Source organism: Arthrobacter sp. E70, assembly GCF_058266945.1.
Map to the genome: position 1 here is coordinate 94,169 of NZ_JBYQFR010000006.1, position 24,021 is coordinate 118,189.

At 67.1% G+C, this 24,021-nt stretch carries 22 protein-coding genes; 3 read left to right on the top strand and 19 right to left on the bottom strand.

The genetic code is table 11. The features are described from left to right. Positions 1–58 precede the first annotated feature (58 nt). The 9 genes from AC3IMC_RS09315 to dxr form a co-directional block, all read right to left on the bottom strand. Complete coding sequence (locus AC3IMC_RS09315; protein WP_490918226.1) at positions 59–853, bottom strand: sulfite exporter TauE/SafE family protein; 795 nt, start codon at positions 851–853, stop codon at positions 59–61. Next, positions 850–2,661, bottom strand: coding sequence for a proline--tRNA ligase (locus tag AC3IMC_RS09320; RefSeq protein ID WP_490918227.1), 1,812 nt, complete (start codon positions 2,659–2,661; stop codon positions 850–852). The genes AC3IMC_RS09315 and AC3IMC_RS09320 overlap by 4 nt, the downstream gene beginning before the upstream one ends. Before the next feature lie 369 nt (positions 2,662–3,030). Beyond that, positions 3,031–3,921: a GNAT family N-acetyltransferase gene (locus AC3IMC_RS09325; RefSeq protein ID WP_490918401.1), complete on the bottom strand. Its 891-nt coding sequence runs from the start codon at positions 3,919–3,921 to the stop codon at positions 3,031–3,033. After that, complete coding sequence (ispG, locus tag AC3IMC_RS09330) at positions 3,884–5,050, bottom strand: flavodoxin-dependent (E)-4-hydroxy-3-methylbut-2-enyl-diphosphate synthase (RefSeq protein ID WP_142134593.1); 1,167 nt, start codon at positions 5,048–5,050, stop codon at positions 3,884–3,886. Before ispG ends, AC3IMC_RS09325 begins: the two co-directional genes overlap by 38 nt. A gap of 37 nt (positions 5,051–5,087) precedes the next feature. Next, the gene (locus AC3IMC_RS09335) at positions 5,088–5,381 is read right to left on the bottom strand and encodes a YciI family protein (protein WP_490918229.1); all 294 of its coding nucleotides are present in this window, start codon (positions 5,379–5,381) and stop codon (positions 5,088–5,090) included. 69 nt (positions 5,382–5,450) lie between these two features. Further along, on the bottom strand, positions 5,451–5,993 hold the full coding sequence (locus tag AC3IMC_RS09340) for a hypothetical protein (RefSeq protein ID WP_490918230.1): 543 nt from the start codon (positions 5,991–5,993) through the stop codon (positions 5,451–5,453). 50 nt (positions 5,994–6,043) lie between these two features. After that, positions 6,044–6,718 carry a MarR family transcriptional regulator gene (locus AC3IMC_RS09345; protein ID WP_490918231.1) on the bottom strand — a complete coding sequence of 225 codons (675 nt, stop codon included), beginning with the start codon at positions 6,716–6,718 and terminating at the stop codon, positions 6,044–6,046. A gap of 77 nt (positions 6,719–6,795) precedes the next feature. After that, a complete protein-coding gene (locus AC3IMC_RS09350) occupies positions 6,796–8,127 on the bottom strand; it encodes a M50 family metallopeptidase (RefSeq protein WP_490918232.1) in 1,332 nt (443 codons plus the stop codon). A 17-nt stretch (positions 8,128–8,144) separates the two neighbouring features. Next, positions 8,145–9,329 carry a 1-deoxy-D-xylulose-5-phosphate reductoisomerase gene (gene dxr, locus AC3IMC_RS09355; RefSeq protein ID WP_490918233.1) on the bottom strand — a complete coding sequence of 395 codons (1,185 nt, stop codon included), beginning with the start codon at positions 9,327–9,329 and terminating at the stop codon, positions 8,145–8,147. Positions 9,330–9,425: 96 nt separating this feature from the next. Between dxr and AC3IMC_RS09360 the strand changes: the two genes are divergently transcribed. Further along, on the top strand, positions 9,426–10,886 hold the full coding sequence (locus tag AC3IMC_RS09360) for a lipase maturation factor family protein (RefSeq protein ID WP_490918234.1): 1,461 nt from the start codon (positions 9,426–9,428) through the stop codon (positions 10,884–10,886). A gap of 6 nt (positions 10,887–10,892) precedes the next feature. On the opposite strand, the gene AC3IMC_RS09365 is transcribed toward AC3IMC_RS09360, so the two are convergent. From AC3IMC_RS09365 to AC3IMC_RS09395, 7 genes are read right to left on the bottom strand one after another with little or no spacing between them, the layout of a single operon-like run. Continuing rightward, complete coding sequence (locus AC3IMC_RS09365) at positions 10,893–11,732, bottom strand: HpcH/HpaI aldolase/citrate lyase family protein (RefSeq protein ID WP_490918236.1); 840 nt, start codon at positions 11,730–11,732, stop codon at positions 10,893–10,895. A 4-nt stretch (positions 11,733–11,736) separates the two neighbouring features. Beyond that, the gene (locus AC3IMC_RS09370) at positions 11,737–12,291 is read right to left on the bottom strand and encodes a MaoC family dehydratase (protein ID WP_490918237.1); all 555 of its coding nucleotides are present in this window, start codon (positions 12,289–12,291) and stop codon (positions 11,737–11,739) included. Then, positions 12,288–13,061, bottom strand: a complete 774-nt coding sequence (locus AC3IMC_RS09375) for a CoA transferase subunit B (RefSeq protein WP_490918239.1) — start codon at positions 13,059–13,061, stop codon at positions 12,288–12,290. The genes AC3IMC_RS09370 and AC3IMC_RS09375 overlap by 4 nt, the downstream gene beginning before the upstream one ends. A 2-nt stretch (positions 13,062–13,063) precedes the next feature. Beyond that, the gene (locus tag AC3IMC_RS09380; RefSeq protein ID WP_490918241.1) at positions 13,064–13,831 is read right to left on the bottom strand and encodes a CoA transferase subunit A; all 768 of its coding nucleotides are present in this window, start codon (positions 13,829–13,831) and stop codon (positions 13,064–13,066) included. 45 nt (positions 13,832–13,876) lie between these two features. Beyond that, on the bottom strand, positions 13,877–15,040 hold the full coding sequence (locus AC3IMC_RS09385; RefSeq protein WP_490918242.1) for an acyl-CoA dehydrogenase family protein: 1,164 nt from the start codon (positions 15,038–15,040) through the stop codon (positions 13,877–13,879). A gap of 2 nt (positions 15,041–15,042) precedes the next feature. Further along, the gene (locus AC3IMC_RS09390; protein WP_490918243.1) at positions 15,043–17,235 is read right to left on the bottom strand and encodes an acetyl/propionyl/methylcrotonyl-CoA carboxylase subunit alpha; all 2,193 of its coding nucleotides are present in this window, start codon (positions 17,233–17,235) and stop codon (positions 15,043–15,045) included. Between the two features lie 7 nt (positions 17,236–17,242). Beyond that, positions 17,243–18,850, bottom strand: a complete 1,608-nt coding sequence (locus AC3IMC_RS09395) for a carboxyl transferase domain-containing protein (protein ID WP_490918244.1) — start codon at positions 18,848–18,850, stop codon at positions 17,243–17,245. A 176-nt stretch (positions 18,851–19,026) separates the two neighbouring features. Between AC3IMC_RS09395 and AC3IMC_RS09400 the strand changes: the two genes are divergently transcribed. Next, complete coding sequence (locus tag AC3IMC_RS09400; protein ID WP_490918402.1) at positions 19,027–19,671, top strand: SACE_7040 family transcriptional regulator; 645 nt, start codon at positions 19,027–19,029, stop codon at positions 19,669–19,671. A gap of 35 nt (positions 19,672–19,706) precedes the next feature. Here AC3IMC_RS09400 and AC3IMC_RS09405 read toward each other — a convergent pair whose 3' ends face one another. Genes AC3IMC_RS09405 through pdhA form a run of 3 tightly spaced genes read right to left on the bottom strand, consistent with a single transcriptional unit; the run spans position 19,707 to position 23,277 of the window. After that, on the bottom strand, positions 19,707–21,089 hold the full coding sequence (locus tag AC3IMC_RS09405; protein ID WP_490918245.1) for a dihydrolipoamide acetyltransferase family protein: 1,383 nt from the start codon (positions 21,087–21,089) through the stop codon (positions 19,707–19,709). Between the two features lie 8 nt (positions 21,090–21,097). Next, on the bottom strand, positions 21,098–22,108 hold the full coding sequence (locus AC3IMC_RS09410; RefSeq protein ID WP_490918247.1) for an alpha-ketoacid dehydrogenase subunit beta: 1,011 nt from the start codon (positions 22,106–22,108) through the stop codon (positions 21,098–21,100). After that, positions 22,108–23,277: a pyruvate dehydrogenase (acetyl-transferring) E1 component subunit alpha gene (gene pdhA, locus AC3IMC_RS09415; RefSeq protein WP_490918248.1), complete on the bottom strand. Its 1,170-nt coding sequence runs from the start codon at positions 23,275–23,277 to the stop codon at positions 22,108–22,110. The genes AC3IMC_RS09410 and pdhA overlap by 1 nt, the downstream gene beginning before the upstream one ends. Positions 23,278–23,471: 194 nt before the next feature. On the opposite strand from pdhA, the gene AC3IMC_RS09420 reads away from it, so the two are divergent. Then, a complete protein-coding gene (locus tag AC3IMC_RS09420; RefSeq protein ID WP_490918249.1) occupies positions 23,472–23,945 on the top strand; it encodes an Lrp/AsnC family transcriptional regulator in 474 nt (157 codons plus the stop codon). Positions 23,946–24,021 lie beyond the last annotated feature (76 nt).

The window sequence follows — 24,021 nt, forward strand, 5'->3', positions numbered from 1 at the left end:
ACGCCGGGCCCGGACAAGCCACGAGGACCACTTTGCCGGGACCACTGCGGCGGGCGGGTCAGGAGAAGTTTTCCTGCCAGACGTCGTAACCGAGCTTCACGATCAGGGCCGCAACGACCAGCAGGAAGACCACCCGGACGAACCTGCTGCCCTGCTTCACGGCGGTGCGGGCACCCAGGTAGCCGCCGGCCATATTTGCCCCGCCAAGCAGCAGCCCGATGCCCCACAGGATGGAACCGTGCGGCAGGAAGAACAGCAGGGCCCCCGCGTTGGTTGCCATGTTGACAATCTTTGCTTTGGCGCTGGCCTCCAGGAAGGCATAGCCCATGGCGGACACCAGGGCGATGACCAGGAACGAGCCGGTGCCAGGTCCGATCAGGCCGTCGTAAAAGCCGATCACGGCACCGATCAGGCAGGCGACAACGTAGTGCTTGTGCCCGTCGTGCCGGAGCGCCGTCAGCTCCCCGACGCTTGGCCTGAGCGCGGTGAAAAGCGCGACGGCGACCAGGGCCACCACGATGATGGGCTTGAACACCCCCGCGGGAAGGGTGGCGGCCAATGTGGCACCGCCGAAACTTCCCGCAAGCGCTATGACCGCCATCGGTACGGCCGTGCGCAGGTCGGGACCCACGCGCCGATAGTACGTGGCGGCGCTGGTGGCGGTCCCGAAGATGGACCCCATCTTGTTCGTTGCCAGGGCCTGGACCGGCGCAATGCCCGGCACCAGCAGCAGGGCGGGCAGCTGGATCAGTCCTCCGCCGCCCACCACCGCATCAATCCACCCTGCAGCGAATCCGGCCACCACGATCAGGATGATGGTGGTGAGCTGGATCGATTCGAAGCCGGAGGTCACTGGTTGCGAACGGCGTTGACCACGTAGTCAACAGCCTTGTCCACCTCGATGTTCTCGGCTTGTCCGCTGCGGCGGTCCTTGATTTCCACCACGCCGTCCACCAGGCCGCGCCCGACGGCCAGGATGGTGGGCACGCCGACGAGTTCCGCGTCACCGAACTTCACGCCGGGCGAAACCTTGGGCCGGTCGTCATAGATGACATCCAGGCCGGCCGCTTCGAGTTCCGTGGAAAGCTTTTCGGCGGCTTCGAAGATTTCCTCGCCGCGCCCTACCGCCACCACGTGCACGTCGGCCGGGGCGACGGCGCGCGGCCAGACCAGGCCGCGGTCGTCGTGGTTGGCTTCGGCCAGGGCAGCGACGGCCCTGGTGACGCCCACGCCGTAGGAGCCCATGGTGACGACGACCTGCTTGCCGTTCTGGTCCAGGACCTTCAGGTCCAGCGCTTCGGCGTACTTGCGGCCAAGCTGGAAGATGTGGCCCATTTCGATGCCGCGCGCCGTTTCCAGGGGGCCGGAGCCGTCAGGTGAGGGGTCACCGGCGCGGACCTCGGTGCATTCGATCACGCCGTCCCAGCCGAAGTCGCGGCCGGCCACCAGGCCGAAGACATGCTTGCCCGCCTCGTTGGCGCCGGTGATCCATGTGGTGCCGCGGACCACGCGGGGGTCCACCAGGTACAGCAGGTTGGTGGCGCTTTTGGCGCCGAGGAGCGGCTCGTCCAGGGACAGGCCGGGGCCGAGGTAGCCCTTGACGATCAGCGGCTGCTTCTTGAGGTCTTCCTCGCCCGCCTGCTCCAGCCCGATTTCGCCGGCGACCGGGAGGAAGGCGCCAATGTTCGCCTCGACGCGCTTGAGGTCCACGCCGCGGTCGCCCGGCACGCCGATGACCACCAGCTGGCGCTCACCGGTGGGCAGCGTGACGGCGAGGACCACGTTCTTGAGCGTGTCCGCGGCAGTCCATGCACCGCCGTCGGACTCTGCCCGGGGGGCAATCTGGTTGGACGCGCTGACAAGGGTTTCGATGGTGGGCGTGTCCGGGGTGTCCAGGACCTCGGCGGCCGGGGCGTTGCTGAAGTCGATGTCCGCGGGGACAACGGTGGTGACCGCTTCGACGTTGGCTGCGTAGCCGCCGGCGGAACGGACGAAGGTGTCCTCCCCGATCTCGGTGGGGAAGAGGAACTCTTCGCTCTTGGAACCGCCCATGGCCCCGGCGGTGGCTGCCACGGGGACCACTTCGAGTCCGAGCCGTTCGAAGATCTTGAGGTACGCGGCGCGGTGGGCGGCGTAACTGGCGTCCAGGCCGGCGTCGTCGACGTCGAAGGAGTAGGAATCCTTCATGATGAATTCGCGCCCGCGCAGGAGGCCGGCCCGGGGGCGTGCCTCGTCGCGGTACTTGTTCTGGATCTGGTAGAGGCTCAGCGGCAGGTCCTTGTAGGACGAGTAGAGGTCCTTGACCAGGAGGGTGAACATTTCCTCATGCGTGGGGGCCAGCAGGTAGTCGGCGCCCTTGCGGTCCTGGAGGCGGAAGAGTCCCTCACCGTATTCGGTCCAACGGTTGGTGGCCTCGTAGGGCTCGCGGGGCAGCAGCGCCGGGAAGTGCACCTCCTGGGCACCGATGGCAGCCATCTCCTCGCGGATCACCTGCTCGACCTTGCGCAGGACGCTCAGCCCCAGCGGGAGCCAGGTGTAGATTCCAGGGGCAGCACGGCGGATGTAGCCGGCGCGGACGAGGAGCTTGTGGCTGGCGACCTCGGCGTCGACGGGATCTTCGCGCAGCGTGCGCAGGAAAAGCTGGGACAGGCGTAGGACCACGGGTGGTATCCGTTTCTGGGGAAGTGCTGGGTCAGCAGGGCCGGACAATTCGTCTGGGTACTAATCTACCGGCACCGCGGCTCTGCCACGGACTCCCGCCGGCCGGCCCGGGCCGGGAGACAGGCCTGGGAAACAGTAGAGCCACGCCCGGAATAACAAAGCCCCTGGCCCCCCAAAGAGGCTGGTCATCGCATCCGGGCGTGGCTCAACGCCGTTATCGCCTGAGTACTGGTGAGGACTGGTGAGACCGCCCACCCCACTTCCAGCGCAGCTAGAACGAACCTATGTGATCGCGCACACGTTTGACAAGTAGTTTTCAAAAGCGGGATCGAAGCCATTGCGGCGGCAGGGCAACTAGAGGCAGGGCAACTAGAAGAGGACCGTAGCGAAGGTGCCCACTTGGCGGAAGCCCACCCGCTCATAGGTGGACCGCGCCCTGGTGTTGAAGCCGTTGACGTACAGGCTCGTGATGGGGGCAATCTTCTGCGCCTGTTCCACCACGGCGGACATGTAGCCGGAGCTCAGCCCCTGGCCGCGGAAGAGCGGGTTCATCCACACGCCCTGGACCTGGGTGACGTCCGCGGTGACAGCCCCGAGCTCGGCCTTGAACACCACCTCACGGGCGTCGTTAAGGTGGACGAGGGAATGGCCCTGCCGGATGAGGCCTTCCACCCGGCGGCTGTAGAACTCCCTGCCGCCAAGGTACGGCGAATAGCCCACTTCCTCCTCGAACATGGCTGCGCACGCCGGGAGGATGCGGTCGAAGTCGGCCAGGTTTCCGTGGCCCAGCCCCGGGTTGGGCTGCACCCGGGGAGGTTCGTCGATGACCATCAGCGGCTGGTCATCGCGGACTTCGTGCGCACGGTGGCCCAGTTCCGCCAGTTCTGCGTTGATGGCGAGGACGGCCTCCGCGGGGCCGAAGGCTGAGGCGTAGCGGCGGCCTGAACTGTTGGCCGCCTCCGCTATGAGGGGTGCGAGGGCCGGGTCCAGCTGGACCGGGACCAGGTTGGCCCCGGCCCAACAGGCACCCGAAAGGATGCCGTCGTCGAAAATGCCGATGATCCCTGCGCCGCCGCTGGTTGGTGCAGCGGTGCCCGTAGCCCGCAAGTGGGCCAGGATGAACACGTTGGCCACCGGGTCCTGCTGCGCCAGCAGCTTCAGCGCATCGGTATCCTGGCCGTCGAGTGTACGGACGGAAAGCCCCGCAGGGTCCGGGACGTCCCTACGAGACGCTAACCACGGGGCTACCCTTGACAGCATCTTCGCCATCGGCCTCCCCCATCTCTTCCGCGATACGCATGGCCTCTTCGATCAGTGTCTCAACAATCGCGCTCTCAGGGACAGTCTTGATGACTTCACCCTTCACAAAGATCTGTCCCTTGCCGTTTCCGGAGGCAACACCGAGGTCGGCCTCGCGGGCTTCGCCCGGACCGTTCACGACGCAGCCCATGACCGCAACGCGCAGCGGGATCTCCATGCCTTCCAGGCCGGCGGTGACCTGCTCTGCGAGCGTGTACACGTCCACCTGGGCGCGGCCGCAGGACGGGCAGGAGACGATTTCCAGCTTGCGCGGGCGCAGGTTCAGGGACTGGAGGATCTGGTTTCCGACCTTGATCTCTTCCACCGGGGGCGCCGACAGCGAGACGCGGATGGTGTCGCCGATGCCGCGGGAGAGGAGGGCGCCGAAGGCTGTGGCGGACTTGATGGTGCCCTGGAACGCCGGTCCGGCCTCGGTGACGCCCAGGTGCAGCGGCCAGTCACCCTTTTCGGCAAGCATCTCGTATGCGGCCACCATGACTACGGGATCGTTGTGCTTGACCGAGATCTTGAAGTCGTGGAAGCCGTGCTCCTCGAAGAGCGAAGCTTCCCAGACGGCCGATTCGACCAGCGCCTCGGGAGTGGCCTTGCCGTACTTCTTGAGGATGCCGGGTTCGAGGGATCCGGCGTTGACGCCGATGCGGATGGAGGTGCCGTGATCCTTTGCGGCGGCGGCGATCTCCTTCACCTGGTCGTCAAACTTCCGGATGTTTCCCGGGTTCACCCGGACGGCGGCACAGCCGGCCTCAATGGCGGCGAAAACGTACTTGGGCTGGAAGTGGATGTCCGCGATCACCGGGATCTGTGACTTCCGGGCAATGATGGGCAGCGCCTCCGCGTCGTCCGCAGAGGGGCAGGCCACGCGGACAATGTCGCAACCGGAAGCCGTCAGCTCAGCGATCTGCTGCAGGGTGGCATTGATGTCCGTGGTGGGCGTGGTGGTCATGGACTGCACGCTGATGGGGTAATCGGACCCGACCCCCACTGAGCCGACCTTGATCTGGCGCGTCTTGCGGCGCGGGGCAAGGACGGGCGGCGGTGCTGACGGCATTCCCAGGCTGACCGAGGTCACGTGGACTCCTTGAGTTGAAGCGGTATGGAGGCGGCGGCTACGCGGCGAGCCCGGCGAACATCCCGATCACCGGCGACCATTCGGTGATGCGGATTCCGGCGATGACGTCAACTGCTGCGTAGGGATCCTGCTTGAGGATTGAGTTGAGCGTGGCCTCGTCTGCGGTCTTGAAGATCAGCAGGGCGCCGGCACCGTCACCGTAGGGGCCGCTGGCCAGGATGACGCCGTCCTGCGCCAGGTTGCCGCTCCACTCGCGGTGCGCGGGCCGGATCTCGTTGCGGGCTTCGGTGGAGTTGGCGGCATAAACATACTCAACGGCAAAAACTGTCATACGGCTACCCTATCGCCATGGCCGGCTTCGCACGTATCCGGCGGCACGTGCCCAGCGCCCAAGGGCGGCTCAGCGCAGGAACAGGACCTTGACCGCGGCGGCCGTTCCTGCCGCCCACAGCATCGAGGCGAGTGTCCCGATAATGAAGCGTTCAGCGGCCACGGGCGTTTCCTTGAGCTCGGCGAACCGGCCCAGGCCTTTAATGGCCACAATGTAGGCGATGGCCACGGGCTGGCCGGTGAGGATGGCCAGGCAGACTCCCAGCCGCTCCAGCATCCCGATGATGGCTCCGCCGCGCAGGATGCGCTGGCCGTGGGCGGTGGCTGCCCCGGCGGGAGTGCCCGACGCCGGCTGGCCGGGCTGCACCGTCAGCTCGCTGTCCACGGACTGGCCGCCGGAGTCCAGGTGGCCTGCGTCGGCGGGTTCGCTGGAGGCGGGGCCGACTGTGACGTCCGCGGCGGGGTCTTCCGCTGCCCGGCGGGCTTCTTCGGCAGCTTTGGCGGCGTCCGCCTTGTCATCTATGGTCCTGGCGAGCTTGAACACCAGCGCGGTGACGGGCCAGCCGGCGAAGCCGGCAACCACCAGGGCGGCAGCAATCCACAGTGCGTCCATTGGACTCCTCCTCCAGGGTTGTCATCCACTCCGCCACGGAGCGGCGGCCCTTATGCCCCTGCGCCGGGGATGAGGGAATCGGCATGTTCCAGCAGCATGGCGGCGGCAGGCCGTGCCGCCCATTCTTCCTGCCATCCGGAGCGGAGCACGGTACGGCTCACCGATTGCTCGGTGATTCCAAGTTCCAGTGCCACCTGCTTCTGGCTTCCGTGCCGGCCAGGGCCTTGGCGGCGCAGCGCATCCACCACCCGCCACTGGGCCTCGGTGCGTTCCTGGACAAGCCGGCCCAGCAGCCGCAGCACCGCTTCGGCGTTGGCACACGCCTGCACCACCTCCTCCACCGCCGCTCCCCCTGCTTCACGGGCAATAGTGCCGCCGACCACCGACAACGGGACCTGGGAGCCGGCAGCCTTGGCCAGTTCGACGGCCTTCCGAGCAGCAACGAACGCCGTTCCCGTGCCCTCGCGCGGGCTGGCCAACGCGGGCAGGGAGACAGTTCCGACGCCGATTCCCACATACCATCGCCCTCCTCGAAGGGCCTGCAGTGCGATGGCTACTACGGCGGCGGCATCCTGCACCACACCCTGCACCTCATCCCCCACCGACCGCTCGAAGGCGGGCCGTGCCACCTGCGGCAGGTCGAGGGCGGCCAGTTCGGAGAGGAGGTCCGGGACCCTGTCCACGTCCCCGGTGCTGCCCCGCTGGTCGATGGTCATAACGAACATTCATCAACCATATCCGGCTGATTGTTCATAATCAATCAAAATTGACTGATATATTCATATCAACCGTTGCGGGCTGACTAGCCGAAAAGATTGACGGGCTTGACGATGTCCGCGTAGATCAGCAGCACGCTCATGCCCATCAGCAGGGCTGCCACGACATAGGTGACAGGCAGGAGCTTGGCGATGTCGAAGGCCCCCGGGTCCGGCCGGCCGCGCAGCTTTGCCACCTGCCGCCGCGCGCCCTCATAGAGTGCTCCGGCAACGTGGCCGCCATCAAGCGGGAGCAACGGAATCAGGTTGAAGACGGCGAGGGCGAAGTTGAGGCCGGCCAGCAGGCCCACCAGCGTCGCCACCCGGGACTGCAGCGGCACCGCCTCCATGGCTGCCACCTCCCCTGCCACGCGGCCCACGCCCACCACGCTGATGGGGCCGTTGGGGTCCCGCGGTTCTTCGCTGAAGGCTGCCTTCGCCACGCCCACCACGCGGGCCGGCAGGTTGAAGACCACGCCGGCCACCTGCCGGATGTTCTCCCCCGCCATGGGCAGGACGGACGACGCCGGCTGGGGCACCAGCGCGGTCTGCGCGCCGATGCCCAGGAAGCCTACGTCCTGGTACTGCAGGGTGCCGGCGGCGTCAGTGGCCTGCCGTCCGTCGGGTCCCATCACCGGCCGGGCCGAGAGGACCGGGGTCACCGTGGTGGACACGGCAGCACCGTCGCGTTCCACGGTAATGGCCACCTCGCGCCCGGCCGAGGCACGGATCCATTCGGTCAGCTGCGCCCAGCTGGTGACAGTCTTGCCATCAAAGGAGGTGATGGTGTCGCTGGGCTTGAGCCCTGCGGCCGCCGCGGGCGTCAGCTGGCAGTCGGCCGAATCCGGGTCGACGGTCTCGCCCGCCGCCACCTGGCACTTGGAGACGTCGGCGATGGTGGTGGTGGCCGTGGCAACGCCAAAGCCCATCAGCAGCACGGCGGTCAGGATCAGGCCGAGGACCATGTTCATGGCCGGGCCGCCGAGCATCACAATGATCTTCTTCCAGACCGGCAGGCGGTAGAACACACGCTTTTCGTCACCCGGCCCCACCTCCTCGTGCGCCATGGAGCGGGCTTCGGTGGCCAGGGTCTGGAACATGCCGGTGCTGGAGGGCCGGACGGTTCCGTCTTCCTTGTTCGGCGGGTACATGCCGATCATGGAGACGTAGCCCCCGAGCGGAACGGCCTTGACGCCGTACTCCGTTTCGCCTTTCCGCCGGGACCAGAGCGTGGGTCCGAAGCCGATCATGTATTTGGTGACGCGCACCTTGAAGAGCTTGGCCGGCACCAGGTGGCCCACCTCGTGCAGGGCGATGGACACAGCGATGCCGATCGCCACGAAGACGACACCGAGGATGAAAAGTAGGACAGGGGTCATGGAGGTGCTGCTGCTTCCTAGAGACTGCTGACTGCTAAACGTTCATGGGCGCGGGCGCGTGCCCAGCTTTCAGCATCCAGCACGGATTCCACTGTCAGCCCGGAGGAACCTGAATGTTCGCTGAGCACGCCCTCCACCGTATCCACGATGTCGGTGAACCTGATGCGGCCGGCGTGGAACGCCGTCACCGCTTCCTCGTTGGCCGCGTTGAAGACCGCGGGGAAGGTGCTGCCCTGCCGGGCGGCATCCTTTGCCAGGTCCACGGCGGGAAATGCCTTCACGTCGAGGGGCTCGAAGGTCCAGGTGGCCGCCTGGGTCCAGTCACACGCCGGGGCGGCGTTTGCCACCCGGTGCGGCCAGCCGAGCCCCAGGGCGATGGGCAGGCGCATGTCCGGCGGGGAGGCCTGCGCTATGGTCGAGCCGTCGATGAACTGGACCATGGAGTGGACTACGGACTGGGGATGGACCACCACGTCGATCCGGTCCAGCGGGATATCGAACAGCAGGTGCGCCTCGATGACTTCCAGGCCCTTGTTGACCAGGGTGGCGGAGTTGGTGGTGACCATGACGCCCATGTCCCAGGTGGGGTGGGCCAGTGCCTCCTGCGGGGTGACCTCGTGGAGCGCATCCCGGCTGCGGCCGCGGAAGGGGCCGCCGGACGCGGTGAGGACGAGTTTTTCTACTTCGCCGGCGGTGCCGGAGCGCAGGCACTGGGCGATCGCCGAATGTTCCGAGTCCACGGGAACGATCTGGCCGTCCCGGGCTGCCGCCTTGACCAGGCTGCCACCCACGATCAGTGACTCCTTGTTGGCCAGCGCCAGGGTGGCCCCGGCCTGCAAGGCCGCCAGCGTGGGAGCCAGTCCGATGGAACCGGTGATGCCGTTGAGCACCACGTCCGCCGGAACCGCAGCGATCCGGGTGGAAGCGTCCGGGCCGGAAATGATCTCCGGCCGGTAGCCGCGGCGTCCGGCTGCCGTCGCCGCATCAGCGATGAGCGCTTCAAGCTGGGCTGGATCACCGCCGGCGATGCCGACGGCGGCGGCCCCGGTGTGGACAGCCTGCCGGGCCAGCAGCTCCAGGTTGCCGCCGCCGGCACTGAGTGCCACCACCTCGAAAAGGTGCGGGGCGCCGTCGACGACGTCAATCGCCTGCGTGCCGATGGAACCGGTGGATCCGAGGAGGACGATTCTGCGTGGCTGCATTGATTAAGTATCCCGCACCGATCCGGGCCTGCCGCGCCAAAACCGCTCCTTGACCTGCTCCTTGACCACAGGGCCGCCCGGCGTAACGTGGTTTTCGTGGACTGGCTCTCCTGGTTTGATGCGCCGGAATATGAATTTGCGCGGCAGGTACTGCAGCGCGGGGTGGCTGCGCTGTACTTCGTCGCGTTCCTCTCCACGCTCAACCAATTCCCTGCCCTGCTCGGTGAGCGCGGCCTGCTTCCGGTTCCGGAGTTCCTTGCCGGCTTCAGCCGCCTGCGCCGCCCCACTCTGTTCCGCTGGCGGTATTCCGACGCATTGCTGCGCGGTGTCTGCGCCGTCGGCCTGGTGGTCTCGGCGCTGCTGGTGGCCGGCATCCCGCAGCTGGGGCCGCCATGGGTTCCGCTGATCGCCTTCCTGGCCCTGTGGCTGCTGTACATGTCCATCGTGAACGTGGGCCAGACGTTCTACGGTTTCGGCTGGGAGATGCTGCTCCTGGAAGCAGGCTTCACTGTGGGTTTCCTGGGCTCGAACCAGACCGACCCGCCGCGGACCATCCTCATCCTGATTGTGTGGCTGGTGTTCCGTCTGGAGTTTGGGGCGGGCATGATCAAGATCCGCGGCGGCCGGGAGTGGCGGGACCTGACGGCCTTGTACTATCACCACGAGACCCAACCCATGCCGGGGCCGCTCAGCCGCCAGGCGCACTTGCTGCCCAAGCCGCTGCACCGCATCGAAGTCGTGGGCAACCACTTCGCGCAACTGGTGGTTCCCTTCTTCCTGTTCGCGCCCCAGCCGGTGGCCGGCGTCGCGGCAGCGGTCGTCATCGTCACCCAGTTGTGGCTGGTGGCAAGCGGCAACTTCGCCTGGCTGAACTGGATCGCGATCGTGCTGGCGTTTGCCGCAGTCAGCGATCCGGTGGCCCACGCGGTGATCCCGGCGGTTCCCGCAGACTGGCACGCGGGAGCAGACCGGGACACCCCGTTGTGGTGGGTGGCCATCACATTGGCCGCCACCGTGCTGCTGCTGGTCCTGAGCTACTGGCCGCTGCGGAACCTGTTCTCCCGCCGCCAGCTGATGAACGCCAGCTTCAACCGCTGGCAGCTGGTCAACACCTACGGTGCCTTCGGCACCGTGACGAAGCAGCGGATCGAGATCGTGGTGGAAGGCACGTTCGATGAAGACCCGGATGACTCCTCGGACTGGCGGGAGTACGGCTTCAAGGGAAAGCCCGGCGACGTGCGGCGGCTGCCACGGCAGTGGGCGCCCTACCACCTGCGCCTGGACTGGCTGATGTGGTTCCTGCCGCTGCGCAGCGTGCACGAGGATTGGTTCTACGCCTTCCTCGGCAAGCTGCTGGAGGCGGACCGTCAGGTGCTGCGGCTGCTCCGGCATGACCCGTTCGACGGCGAGGCGCCCCGCTGGGTGCGCGTGCGCAGCTTCCACTACCGCTTTGCCACCCGCCAGGAATTCCGGGAAACCGGCAACCGCTGGGTGCGCACGCTGCTGTACGAGCCGATCCCGCCGTCGTCGCTGCGCCGGTCCAAGCGGCTGGGGTAAGGCGGCCTAGCCCATCCCTTGGGCCCGGCGGATGATCTCCTGGGCATGCTTGAGGATGGGGCCGTCGATCATCTTCCCCTCGTGCTGGAAGACCCCGGATCCGGCTGCCTCCGCGGCTTCCAGGAGAGCGGCAGCGGCCGCGACCTCCGCTTCGGAGGGCGCGTAGGCCTTGCGGACCACCGCCGCCTGGCTGGGATGGATGCACGCCTTGGAGCTAAACCCGGAGGCGACAGCGTCGGCAGCTTCCCCGGCCAGCCCGTCCAGGTCGGGGATGTTGGTGTAGACCGCGTCCACCGCTTCCTTGCCATGGGCGCGGGCGGCCAGCAGCACAGACGAACGTGCGTGCAGCGCCACGGCCCGGTAGCCGCCGTCGTCCTTCCTGCTGGAGGTACCGCCGAGCGTGGCCAGCAGGTCCTCGGCGCCCCACATCAGGCCCACCACATTGGGGGCGGCCGCGATGGCGGGGGCGTTCAGCACCCCCAGCGCCGTTTCGCACAGCGCGATCACCTGGTAGCCCTCAAGTGCCTTGAGTTGTTCGGCGCTCTCGGCTTTGGCAAGCATCACCGTGCGGTAGGGCGTGTGCGCGAGGCAGTGCAGGTCCTTTTCGAAGTCCTCCGTGCCCACCGGATTGACCCTGACGATGGTGCAGCTGGGCTCAAGCTCCGGTTCCACGCCGGTAGTCCCCAACTGGGCGAGGATCGCGCCGCGGGCGCGCTGCTTGTCTCCGGGCGCCACCGCGTCTTCAAGGTCCAGGATCACGGCGTCCGCCCGGGCGGCGGCTTTCTGGTAGCGCTCGGGACGGTCGGCGGGGCAGAAGAGGAGGGCAGGGCCCATCACGAAGGTCATAAGGCTATTCTCCGGTGTTTTGGCCGGGATGTGCCTCCCTGTGTGCCTCCCGGGTCCACATGAGGCAACTGCGGGTGGCCCGTGCCACCACCGTTCCGTCCTGGTTGCGGCCGGTGTGCTCCATGGTCACGATGCCCTGGCCGGGGCGTGAGGCGGAAAGCCGCTTGCCCGTGACTACCGTCTCGGTGTAGAGGGTGTCGCCGTGGAAGAGAGGGCTCGGGAAGGAGACGTCGGTCAGGCCGAGCTGGGCGATGATGGTCCCCTGGGTCAGCTGTGTGACGGACTGGCCCACCATCGTGGCCAGGGTGAACATGGAGTTCACCAGCCGCTGGCCGAAAGGCTGCGCGGCGCTCCAGGCTGCGTCCAAGTGCAGCGCCTGGGTGTTCATCGTGAGGGTGGTGAACAGGACATTGTCGGTTTCGGTCACCGTCCGGCCGGGGCGGTGCGCATAGATGACGTCCTCCTCCAGCTCGTCGAAGTACAGCCCGCGCTGCTCGATGACCCGGGGGCCGGCGTCGCCCTTCCCGGCGGCCGGCCCCGTGGAAACCCCGTGCGTCATACCGTCAGTTCCTGGTCTTCCTCGAACAGGTCCGCACCGGTGGCGGCGGCCACGTCCTCCGCCGAAACGTTGGGCGCCAGTTCGCGCAGGACCAGGCGCGGGCCGGACTGGTCCTGGACGACGTCGATCACGGCGAGGTCGGTGATGATGCGGTCCACGCACCCCTTCCCCGTCAACGGCAGCGAGCATTCCCGCACGATTTTGGGGTTTCCGTTGCGATCCACGTGCTCCATCATCACGATCACCTTCTTGGCACCGAACACCAGATCCATGGCCCCGCCCATGCCCTTGACCATCTTGCCGGGGATCATCCAGTTGGCGAGGTCGCCGTTCTGGGCCACCTCCATCGCGCCGAGGACGGCGACGTCCACATGGCCGCCGCGGATCATGCCGAAGGAAGCTGCGGAGTCGAAGAAGGCCGCGCCCTTGTTCACCGTCACCGTTTCCTTGCCGGCGTTGATCAGGTCAGGGTCGACGGCGTCATCCGCAGGGTAGGGCCCGACGCCGAGGATTCCGTTTTCGGAGTGCAGCACCACTTCGACGCCGGCGGGGATGTAGTTGGGGATCAGGGTGGGCATCCCAATGCCGAGGTTTACGTACTGGCCGTTGTGGAGTTCCTTGGCCACCCGGGCCGCCAGTTCGTTGCGGGTCCAGCCCTTGGTTTCCGTCGTGTCCCTCCCGTCCCCGGGGGCGTCGTGCTGGGAGGCGGCGCGCCGATATTCGGGCCGGACTGCTTCCGGGCGGGGTGCTTCGGGGCTGTTCGGATCCATCGCTATGCTCCTGCCTGCCGGGTGAGGGCTACCGTACGCTTTTCAATCCTCTTCTCGCCGTTCTGTGCCAGGACCACCCGCTGGACGAAGATGCCGGGGGTGTGGATGTGCTCCGGGTCGAGCTCGCCGGGTTCAACCAGTTCTTCGACCTCGGCGATGGTGATGCGCCCGGCCATCGCGCACAGCGGGTTGAAGTTCATGGCGGTGGCGTGGAAGACGAGGTTGCCGTGCCGGTCGCCCTTCCAGGCGTGCACCAGCCCAAAGTCGGGGGTGAGGGATTCTTCGAGGACGTAGTCCACGCCGCCAAAGGACCTGACTTCCTTGGGGGCGGAGGCAACCGCGATGCCGCCGTGGGCGTCGTACTTCTGCGGCAGGCCGCCGTCGGACACCTGCGTGCCCACCCCCGCCTTGGTGTAGAACGCCGGAATGCCGGCGCCCCCGGCCCGCAGCTTTTCCGCCAGCGTGCCCTGCGGGGTGAGCACCACCTCGAGCTCACCGGCAAGGTACTGGCGGGCAAACTCCTTGTTCTCGCCCACGTAGGAGCTGATGGTGCGGCGGATGCGGCCGTCGCGGAGCAGGATGCCGAGGCCCCAGTCATCAACGCCGCAGTTGTTGCTGACGGTTTCCAGCCCGGACGTGCCGGCCCGGTGCAGGGCGTCGATCAGGGCCACCGGGATTCCGCACAGGCCAAACCCGCCCACGGCCAGCGAGGCGCCGTCCGGGATGTCCGCGACTGCTTCCTCGGCGCTGGCAACAACCTTGTCAATCATCCTTGATCCTTTCAGGCCGGCTACAGTCCTGCGTGCTGCGAACCGTTACAACCCCAGTTCGCGGGCGATCAGCATCAGCTGGACCTCCGTGGTGCCCTCCCCCACTTCAAGGATCTTGGAGTCGCGGTAGTGGCGTGCCACGGTGAACTCGTTGATGAAGCCATAGCCGCCGAATACCTGGGTGGCATCCCGCGCGTTGTCCATGGCCGCCTCGCCTGCGACCATCTTAGCGATGGCCGCCTGCGTCTTGAACGGCTTCCCGGCGAGCATGCGCGCCGCCGCATCGTAGTAGGCCAGCCGTGCCGTGTGGGCCCTCGCTTCCATGCGCGCGATCTTGAAGGACACCGCCTGGTACTTGCCGATTTCCTGCCCGAAGGCCCGCCGCTCCCGGGCGTATTTGACGGACAGGTCCACGCAGCCCTGGGCAGCACCGGTGGCCAGGGCGGCAATGGCGATCCGGCCCTCGTCCAGGATGGACAGGAAGTTGGCATAACCCCTGCCCCGTTCGCCCAGCAGGTTCGCCTCGGGAACGCGGACGTCCTTCAGCGTCAGCGGGTGGGTGTCGGAGGCGTTCCAGCCCACCTTGTTGTACGGCTTCTCCGCCTTGAAGCCGGGCGTATCCGTGGGCACCAGGATGGTGGAAATTTCCTTCTGGGCGGTCCCGTCTTCGCGGTCTTTCTGCCCGGTGACAGCAGTGACGGTGACCAGCCGCGTGATGTCCGTTCCCGAGTTGGTGATGAACTCCTTGTTGCCATTGATCACCCACTGGCCGCCTTCCACGCGCGCATGGGTCTTGGTGCCGCCGGCATCCGAGCCTGCCTCCGGTTCGGTGAGGCCAAAGCCGGCGAGCGCCTGGCCGGACGCGAGCATGGGCAGCCATTCCTGCTTCTGGGCGTCGGTGCCGAAGCGGTACACAGGCATGGCGCCCAGCGAAACCCCGGCCTCCAGTGTGATGGCCACGGACTGGTCCACCCGGCCAAGCTGCTCCAGCGCCAGCGCCAGGGCGAAGTAGTCCCCGCCCATGCCGCCGTATTCCTCTGGGAACGGCAGGCCGAACAGGCCCATCTCCGCCATCTGCTTGACGACTTCGTACGGGAAGCTGTGCTCCTCGTCGTGTTTCGCGGATACCGGCGCCACCACGTTGTCCGCAAAGTCGCGGACGGTGTCGCTGAGGTCCTGGTATTCCCCGCTGAGTTCGGATCCGGTCATCGTCAGGCTCCTTCGCCGTCGTTTTCCTGCGTGTCTGCATGCGCTTCCGCGCGGTGGGGGTGGATGGTGGCCAGCACCTGGTCGGCCTTCACCAGATCCCCGGTCCGTGCACTGAGGTGCACTGTCCCGGCCAGGGGTGCCACCAGGTGGTGCTCCATCTTCATGGCCTCCACAGAGACCAGCACCTCCCCGGCTTCGACCGTGTCCCCTTCGCTGACCGGGACGGCCACGACGGTGCCCGGCATCGGCGAGCGCACCTCCGGGTCGGCGGAGCCTTCTTCCCGCTGGACCTCGGCGAGGACGCGTTCCAGCCTGGCTTCGCGGCTGAGGATGTCCAGCCGGCAGGACCAGCCTTCGCTGCCGAGGAAGAGGTGTGTGGGCATGCCGGGCAGTGCGTTGTCCCGCGGTGGCGTGGCCGTTACCGGGAGGACCGGTGCCAGCCTGTATGTCCGTCGCTGGCCACCAAGGTTGAGTTGGAGGCTTCGCCGGCTGGACCAGTGCAGCGACGCACTCCGCTGTGCACCGCCGTCGACCGCCACCAAGGCCTCGCCTCCCCCGTTGAAGCTGCCGCTGACCTGCACGGTGGCCACACCGCCGTCGGGTGTTCTCAGGCTGATGCGGCGCGGCGCCGGGACTCCGAGCCGCCAGCCGCTCCTGCCCTGCCAAGGGCCGCTTTCCGGTGCCGGACTGTTCTGCGCTTCCATGCTGAGGGCATGCAACGCGGCGGCCACCAGCTCCGCTTCGCCGGTACGCCGGAACTCCAGTGCCGGCAGCTTCCGCTCGATCAAGCCTGTGTCCAGGTGCCCGGCCCGGACGTCGGGGTCGTTGAGCAGCAGCCGCAGGTACTCGACGTTGGTGTCGATGCCGAGTGCCGTATAGCTGGCCAAAGCGTCGTCCAAGGCGGCGAGCGCGGCCTGTCGGTCTTCACCCCAGGCGATCACCTTGGAGATCATGGGATCGTAGTTGGCCGAAAGTTCCAGGCCTTCCACCAGGGAGGAGTCCACCCGGATCCGGCCCTCCGCGCCCTGCGGACGCTCATCCAGTACGAGCACCGTTCCGGTGGACGGGAGGAAGTTTTTCTCCGGCACCTCGGCGTAGACCCGTGCCTCCACAGCGTGGCCGGCGAGTTCGACGTCGGCCTGCCCCAGCGACAGTTCGGCACCGGCCGCGATCCGGACCTGCCATTCCACTAGGTCCAGTCCAGTGACCATCTCGGTGACCGGATGTTCCACCTGCAGCCGGGTGTTCATCTCCATGAAGAAGAACTCGTCCGGCGCGTCATCGGAAACCAGGAACTCCACGGTCCCCGCCCCCGTGTAGTTCACGCTGCGGGCGGCGTTGCAGGCGGCCTCGCCGATCCGCGTACGGACCTCGGAGCCGTTGGGAAGGCCTTCCAGCAGCGGCGACGGGGCTTCCTCGATGACTTTCTGGTGGCGGCGCTGGAGGGAGCATTCGCGCTCGCCGAGGTGGATGACATTGCCGTGGCTGTCCGCCAGGACCTGTACTTCGATGTGCCGCGGGGTGGTGACAAGGCGTTCCAGGAAGAGGGTGTCGTCACCGAAAGCGGCGGCCGCCACCCTTCGGGCAGTTACCAGCGCTGCCGGCAGGTCCTGAGGCCTTTCCACCACGTGCATGCCCTTTCCGCCACCACCAGCGGAGGGCTTGATCAGGAGCGGAAAGCCGACGGCGGCAGCCGCCTCAACCAGTTCACTGTCCGTCATGCCAGGCCTGGCGATGCCCGGGACCACCGGGACGCCGTAGCCGGCCACGTGGTTTTTGGCACGGATCTTGTCGCCCATGACGTTCAGGGCCTCCACGCCGGGGCCCATAAAGGTGATGCCGGCTTCTTCCAGGGCGCGGGCGAAGTCGGCGTTCTCGCTCAGGAAGCCGTACCCGGGATGCACCGCCTCGGCTCCGGTGCGCCGGCATGCCTCGAGGATCGCGTCGATGCTGAGGTAACTGTCCGCAGCGGCGGCCGGGCCGATCCGGACGGCAGTGTCGGCTTCACGCACATGGCGCGCGCCGGCGTCGGCATCGCTGTAGACGGCCACCGAGCGGATTCCCAGATGGCGCAGGGTCCGGATGACGCGGCACGCAATTTCGCCGCGGTTTGCCACCAGGACGGCGCTGAACAACGGTTGGCCGGAGGCGCCGGCCTGGCTGGCGGACGCGTCCGCCTGGGTCTGCATAGTCATGGCTTGCTCACATCCGGAAGAGGCCGAAGGAGGTTTCGGGCAGGGGCGTGCGGGACACGACGTCAAGGGCAAGGCCCAGGACGGTGCGGGTGTCCGCGGGATCGATCACGGCGTCATCCCAGAGCCTGGCGGTGGAATAGTAGGGGCTGCCCTGCTCCTCGTACTGCTGCCGGATGGGGGCCTTGAACGCTTCCTCATCATCGGCCGCCCATTCCTCCCCCGCTGCTTCGTACTGGTCCCGCTTCACGGTGGCCAGCACGCTGGCCGCCTGGTTCCCGCCCATCACCGAGATCCGGGCTGCCGGCCACATCCACAGGAACCGTGGCGAGTAGGCCCGCCCGCACATGGAGTAGTTGCCGGCGCCGAAGGAACCCCCGATCACCACCGTCAGCTTGGGGACGCGGGCGGTGGCAACGGCCGTCACCATCTTGGCCCCGTTCTTGGCGATGCCGCCCTGTTCGGCGTCCCTGCCCACCATGAATCCGGAGATGTTCTGCAGGAACAGCAGCGGGATGCCGCGCTGGTCGCACAATTCGATGAAGTGCGCGCCCTTGAGCGAGGACTCGCTGAAGAGCACGCCGTTGTTGGCCACGATCCCGACGGGGTGGCCGTGGATCCGGGCGAACCCGGTGACGAGGGTTGAACCGTAGTCCTTCTTGAACTCGTGGAACCTGCTGCCGTCCACGAGCCGGGCGATGACCTCATGGACGTCGTAGGGTGCGTTGACGTCCGTGGGCACGGCGCCATACAGCCCTTCCAGGTCCGCGGCGGGCTCGACGGCGGGTTCCACCTGCCAGGCGGGCGGCGCCGGGGGCGGTAGGGTGGCGACGATGTCGCGGATGATCTGCAGGGCGTGTTCGTCGTTTTCGGCAAGGTGGTCCGTCACCCCTGAAACCCTGGAGTGGACCTCGCCGCCGCCGAGTTCCTCGGCCGTGACGATCTCCCCGATCGCCGCTTTCACCAGGGGCGGGCCGCCCAGGAAGATGGTGCCCTGGTTGCGGACGATCACGGTTTCGTCGCTCATGGCGGGCACATAGGCGCCGCCGGCGGTACAGGACCCCATGACGGCGGCGATCTGCGGAACCTTGGCTGCGGACAACCGCGCCTGGTTGTAGAAGATCCGGCCGAAGTGCTCCTTATCGGGAAATACCTCATCCTGCTTGGGCAGGAAGGCACCGCCCGAATCCACCAGGTAGATGCAGGGCAGCCGGTTCTCCAGTGCGATCTCCTGGGCGCGCAGATGCTTCTTGACGGTCATCGGGTAGTAGGTGCCGCCCTTGACGGTGGCGTCGTTGGAGATGACCAGGACCTGCCGGCCGTGCACCAGGCCGATGCCGGCAATGACGCCCGCACCGGGTGCCTCGTCGTTGTACATCCCGTTGGCGGCAAGGGGGGCAATTTCCAGGAACGGGCTGCCGTCATCCAGCAACTGGTCGATCCGGTCCCGCGGGAGCAGCTTGCCGCGGGCGACGTGGCGGTCCCGCGACTTTTGCGGGCCGCCCAGGGCGGCGTCCGCCAGTTTCTTCCGCAGGTCTTCGGCCAGGGACAGCTGAGCCTCCCGGTTGGCGCGGAAGGACTCGCTTGCCGTGTCGAGCCGGCTGACCAGGGTCTCCATTGACGATCCGTTCCTGTCCGGGCCGGGCTGGCCTGCAGCCAACTCGGTTAGTCACTCATAACTGAAATTCAGGTTAGTCTCGATTAACTGTGATGTCCAACACCAGGCGTCCTTGCTAGAATCTGCGGGTCCGAGGAGGAGAAGTGTCCAGCAATACAGTGGGGCCGGCACCTGCCGTGCAGGCCCCCACAACCCAGACCCCCACAGCCCAGACGCCCACAACGCAGCGCGGCAAGGCCAAGGAAAACCGGCGGCAGGCCTTGCTCTCTGCTGCGGCTGCGCTGTTCGCGCTCAATGGCTTCAACCGCGTGTCCCTTGAGGACCTGGGCGCTGCCGCCGGCGTGAGTGGGCCCGCCGTCTACCGCCACTTTTCCGGCAAGCAGGCAGTCCTGGCCGACCTGCTGGTGACCGTGAGCCAGGAACTGCTGGACGGGGGACGCCAGGTGGTGGCGGGCAATGCCGATCCCCTTGCCGCGCTGCGTCGCCTGGTGGAGTTCCAGGTGGACTTCGCGCTCGGCAAGCCGGACGTCATCCGGGTGCAGGACCGGGACTTCAGCAACCTCTCAGAACAGGACCAGTCCGCGGTCCGCACCCTGCAGCGCAGCTACGTGGAGGTCTGGGTCGATGTCCTGGCGAAGGTCCATCCCGGCCTGGACGCGGCGGAACTCCGCATGCGGGCCCACGCCACCTTCGGCCTGATCAATTCCACCCCGCATTCGGTCCGCAGCCATGGCCGGCGGATCACTGCAGGGGCTGCCCGCCCCCTGCTCGAGCGCATGGCGCTGGCCGCCCTGATGGTGGACAGCGCGCCCTCCCCCTAGCCGGGTAAACCGAGCCAGGGGGCGGGTGGCGGCCGCTAAACCATGGCCAGGACCATCCCCGGCTCGGCCATGACAGCGCCGACGTCCGCGAGGAACCGCGAGCCCTGCTCACCGTCCACCAGCCGGTGGTCGAAGGACAGGCTCAGGGTGAGGACCTGGCGGAGCGCCACCTCGCCGCGGTACTCCCACGGCATGGTCCGGACAGCGCCCAATCCAAGGATGGCGGCCTCTCCTGGATTGAGGATCGGGGTGCCTGCGTCGATCCCAAAGACGCCGATGTTGGTGATGGAAATGGTGCCGCCCGACAGGTCCTCCGGGGTGCTCTTGCCGGCCCGCGCCGTCTCGGCGAGCGCTGTCAGGGCCTGGGCGAGCTGCGGCAAGGACAGCGCATCGGCGTCCTTGATGTTGGGGACAGTGAGTCCCCGGGGCGTAGCCGCGGCGATGCCCAGGTTCACGTAGTTGTACGTGACGATTTCCTGGTTTTCCTCGTCCCACCGCGAATTCAGGGCTGGACTGCGCCGGAGGGCGACGAGTACCGCTTTTGCCGCCAGCGTCAGCGGCGTCAGCTTGATGCCGGAGAATTCCCTGCTGCCGCGAAGCTTGTCCAACAGTTCGACGCCGGGCGTGACATCAATGGTGAGGAATTCCGTGGCATGTGGCGCGGTGAAGGCACTGCGCACCATCGCCGCCGCAGTGTGCTTCCGGACGCCCTTGATGGGAGTCCTGGTTTCCCGCTCCCCCACCTGGCCTGCCCCGGCTGCGGAAGGTACCGCGGCCGGTTCCGCCGCGTGCCCGGCAAATTCATGGACGTCTTCCCGCGTGATCAACCCGCCGGGGCCGGTGCCGGTCACCTGGGCCAGGTCCAGGCCGAGGTCCTTGGCCAGCTTCCGGACCGGCGGCGTGGACCGGGGCCGTTCGGTGGGGCGGGCTTCGGCCGGCTTGGCTTCGACCGGCTTCGTTTCGACCGGTTTGGTTTCGAGCGGCCCAACTGCCGGGGCAGGCACGGTTTCCGGAGAGTCCGCCGCCGCAAAGGTCCGCGGGCGGCGGGTGGGCCGTCCGGAACTTTCGACGACGGCGCCGTAACCTACCAGGTTTGGCTCGCGTTTCGGTGTTTCCACCGCCTGCTCACCCGCGCCGGACGAAAGGCCGGCTGACTCCGGAGGCGCTGCGCCGCCGTCGTCCGGTATTTCGAATGACACGATGGGCTTGCCAACCTCCACGACGGAACCGGGCTGTTCGTGGAGTTCCTTGACGACCCCCGCGAACGGCGACGGAAGCTCCACCACTGCCTTGGCGGTTTCCACTTCGGCGATCACCTGGTTCAGGCTGACGGTGTCGCCTACGCCTACCTTCCAGCTGAGGATTTCGGATTCGGTGAGGCCCTCGCCCAGGTCCGGGAGCCGGAATTCCTTGATCATGGTGCCGCTCATCCTTCCAGCCCGCTCAGGGAGTTAGGGCGGCCCAGGGCCCGGTCCACGCCGTCCAGGATCCGGTCCAGGCCCGGCAGGTGGTGCATTTCCAGCTTGGAGTAGGGGTACGGGATGTCGAATCCCGTGACCCGGACCGGCGCTGCCTCGAGGTGGTAAAAGCACCTCTCGGTGATGCTCGCCGCCACCTCCGCGCCGAGGCCGCCGGATTGCCCGGCCTCATGCGTGACCACCAGGCGCCCGGTCTTCCGGACCGAAGCCACAACGGATTCGTAGTCCACGGGAGCCAGCGAGCGCAGGTCGATCACCTCGATGGAGATGCCCTCGTCAGCGGCGGCCGAGGCGGCGTCGAGGGCGGTCTTGACGAGGGGGCCATAGGCCACCAGGGTGACGTCGCTGCCGTTGGCCAGCACCCGCGCCTTGTCCATGGGCAGGGCGGACCCGGCGTCTGCGGCCTCGTCCACCTCGCCCTTGTCGTGGTACCGGCGCTTTGGTTCGAAGTACAGGACCGGGTCGTCGCACGCGATGGCCTGCTGGATGACCGTGTACGCGTCCTGGGGGTTGGCGACCGTCACCACCCGCAGGCCGGAGGTGTGGGTGAAGTAGGCTTCCGGGGACTCGGAATGATGCTCGGGCGAGCCGATGCCGCCGCCAAACGGTACGCGGATGGTGATGGGCATCTTCACCGCCCCGCGGGTCCGGTAGTGCAGCTTGGCCACCTGGCTGACAATCTGGTCGAACGCCGGGTAGATGAACCCGTCGAACTGGATTTCCACCACCGGACGGTAGCCCCGGTAGGCCAGGCCCACGGCGGTGCCCACGATGGCGGACTCCGCCAGCGGGGTGTCCACCACGCGGTGTTTGCCGAAGTCCTTCTGCAGCCCGTCCGTCACCCGGAACACGCCGCCGAGGGTGCCGATGTCCTCGCCCAGGAGGACCACCTTGGAGTCATTGTCCAGGGACTTCCGCAGCCCGGCATTGATGGCACGGGCAAAGGTCATCTGGGTCATCAGCGTGCACCTTCTTCTGAAACGGCTCCTGCGGGGTCGCCGAAGGAGGCCAGGTAACGGGCGTAGTGGTCCTGCTGGCGTTCCAGCCAGGAATTCGGAGTGCTGTAGACGTGCTTGAAGATATCCATCGGCTGGGGGTCCGGCATGCTGACGCAGCCCCGGCGCAGTTCCGATGCCACGGCGTCAGCCTTGTCCGCCACCTGCTGCTGCAGCGCCTCGGTCAGGAGGCCTTTCCGCTCCAGGAGCGAAGCGAGGCGCGAGATGGGGTCCTTCGCGGCCCAGTCCTCCAGCTCGTTGGCATCGCGGTAGCGGGTGGGGTCGTCGGCGGTGGTGTGGGGGCCCATCCGGTAACTAACGGCTTCGATGAAGGTGGGGCCGCCGCCGCGGCGTGCCCGGTCCAGCGCCACCCGCGTTGCCGCCATGACGGCAAGGACGTCGTTGCCGTCCACGCGCAGGCTGGGAATGCCGAAGCCGGTGGCCCGGTCCGCAAGCTGGATGTGCGACTGGAGCCGCACCGGTTCGGAAATGGCCCAATGGTTGTTCGTGCAGAAGAACACCACCGGGACCTGGAAACTGGCGGCGAACACCATAGCCTCGTTAACGTCGCCTTCACTGGTGGCACCGTCGCCGAAGTAGGTGACGGCCACGGAGTCGGCGCCGTCGTTCTGGATTCCCATGGCGTACCCCGTGGCGTGCAGGGTCTGGGCACCGATGATGATCTGCGGCGTTGCCATGTTGACGGTGTACGGATCCCAGCCACCGGAGGCGTTGCCGCGCCATACCCGCAGGAGGTCCGTCAGGTCCACGCCGCGGCAGTAGGCCACACCGTTCTCGCGGTAGCTGGAGAAGACAAAGTCGTCTCCGCGCAGCGCCCTGCCCGAGCCGATCTGGGCTGCCTCCTGCCCCAGCAGCGGGGGCCACAGGCCCAGCTCGCCCTGGCGCTGCAGCGCCGTGGCCTCGACATCGATGCGCCGGATGACGGTCATGTCCTCGAACAGGGAACACAGCTGTTCATCCGTGATGTCCTTGACCCAGACATCGAATTCGGGGTGGCTGATCCGTTCGCCGGCGGGGGTGATCAGCTGAAGAAGTTCATGGTCCGGTCCGGCGGATTTTCCGGAGCTGCCCGGGGCCGTTATGCCGCCCTGGCCCGTTTGGTCTGTAGACACGATAGCCGCAACCTTCTGACGTCGTTGACCAGCGGTTCCAGGGCTTTTGGCCCCAGCCTCCGCAGGCCTTCCGGGCGCCATTGCCCCGGATAATTGTGACCCTACTCACAATGCCCAAGGGGTACAACCACCGCCGCTCCTACTGAGCAAAATGCCCTACTGGCGGCTCCTACACCGTGCTAGCGTTGCGCATTATGCAAGCTTTGGATGGCACTGACACCCGCCTGCTTTCGGCCCTGGCTGAAGATCCGCGCCGGACGGTGGTGGCGCTGGCGCAGAAGCTCGGATTGTCCCGGAACACGGTGCAGGCACGCATGGCCCAACTCGAGAAGAAACACGTCTTCCTGTCTTTTGAGCGCCGCATCAACCCGGCGGCCCTGGGGTACCCGCTGATGGCGTTCATCTCCGTGCACGTCCAGCAGCAGAAACTTGGCCGGCTGGCCGGGGAACTTGCCGCCATCCCGGAGATCCTTGAGGGCTTCGGCCTGACCGGGTCCGCCGATTTGCTGCTGCGCGTCGTGGCCCAGGACGCCGAAGACCTGTTCCGCATCAACGGAAAGATCCTCGCCTGCGACGGGGTGGAACGGGCCGACACCGCCCTGGCCATGGGTGAGCTCATTCCCTTTCGGGTGCAACCCCTGCTGGAGCGCGGATCCGGGGGCAACTGACAACCGCAGCCCCAGTCCAGCACTCGCGCAGTTCACCGGGCGGCATGGAGCAGGCAGAAGTACGACGTCGGCGGGC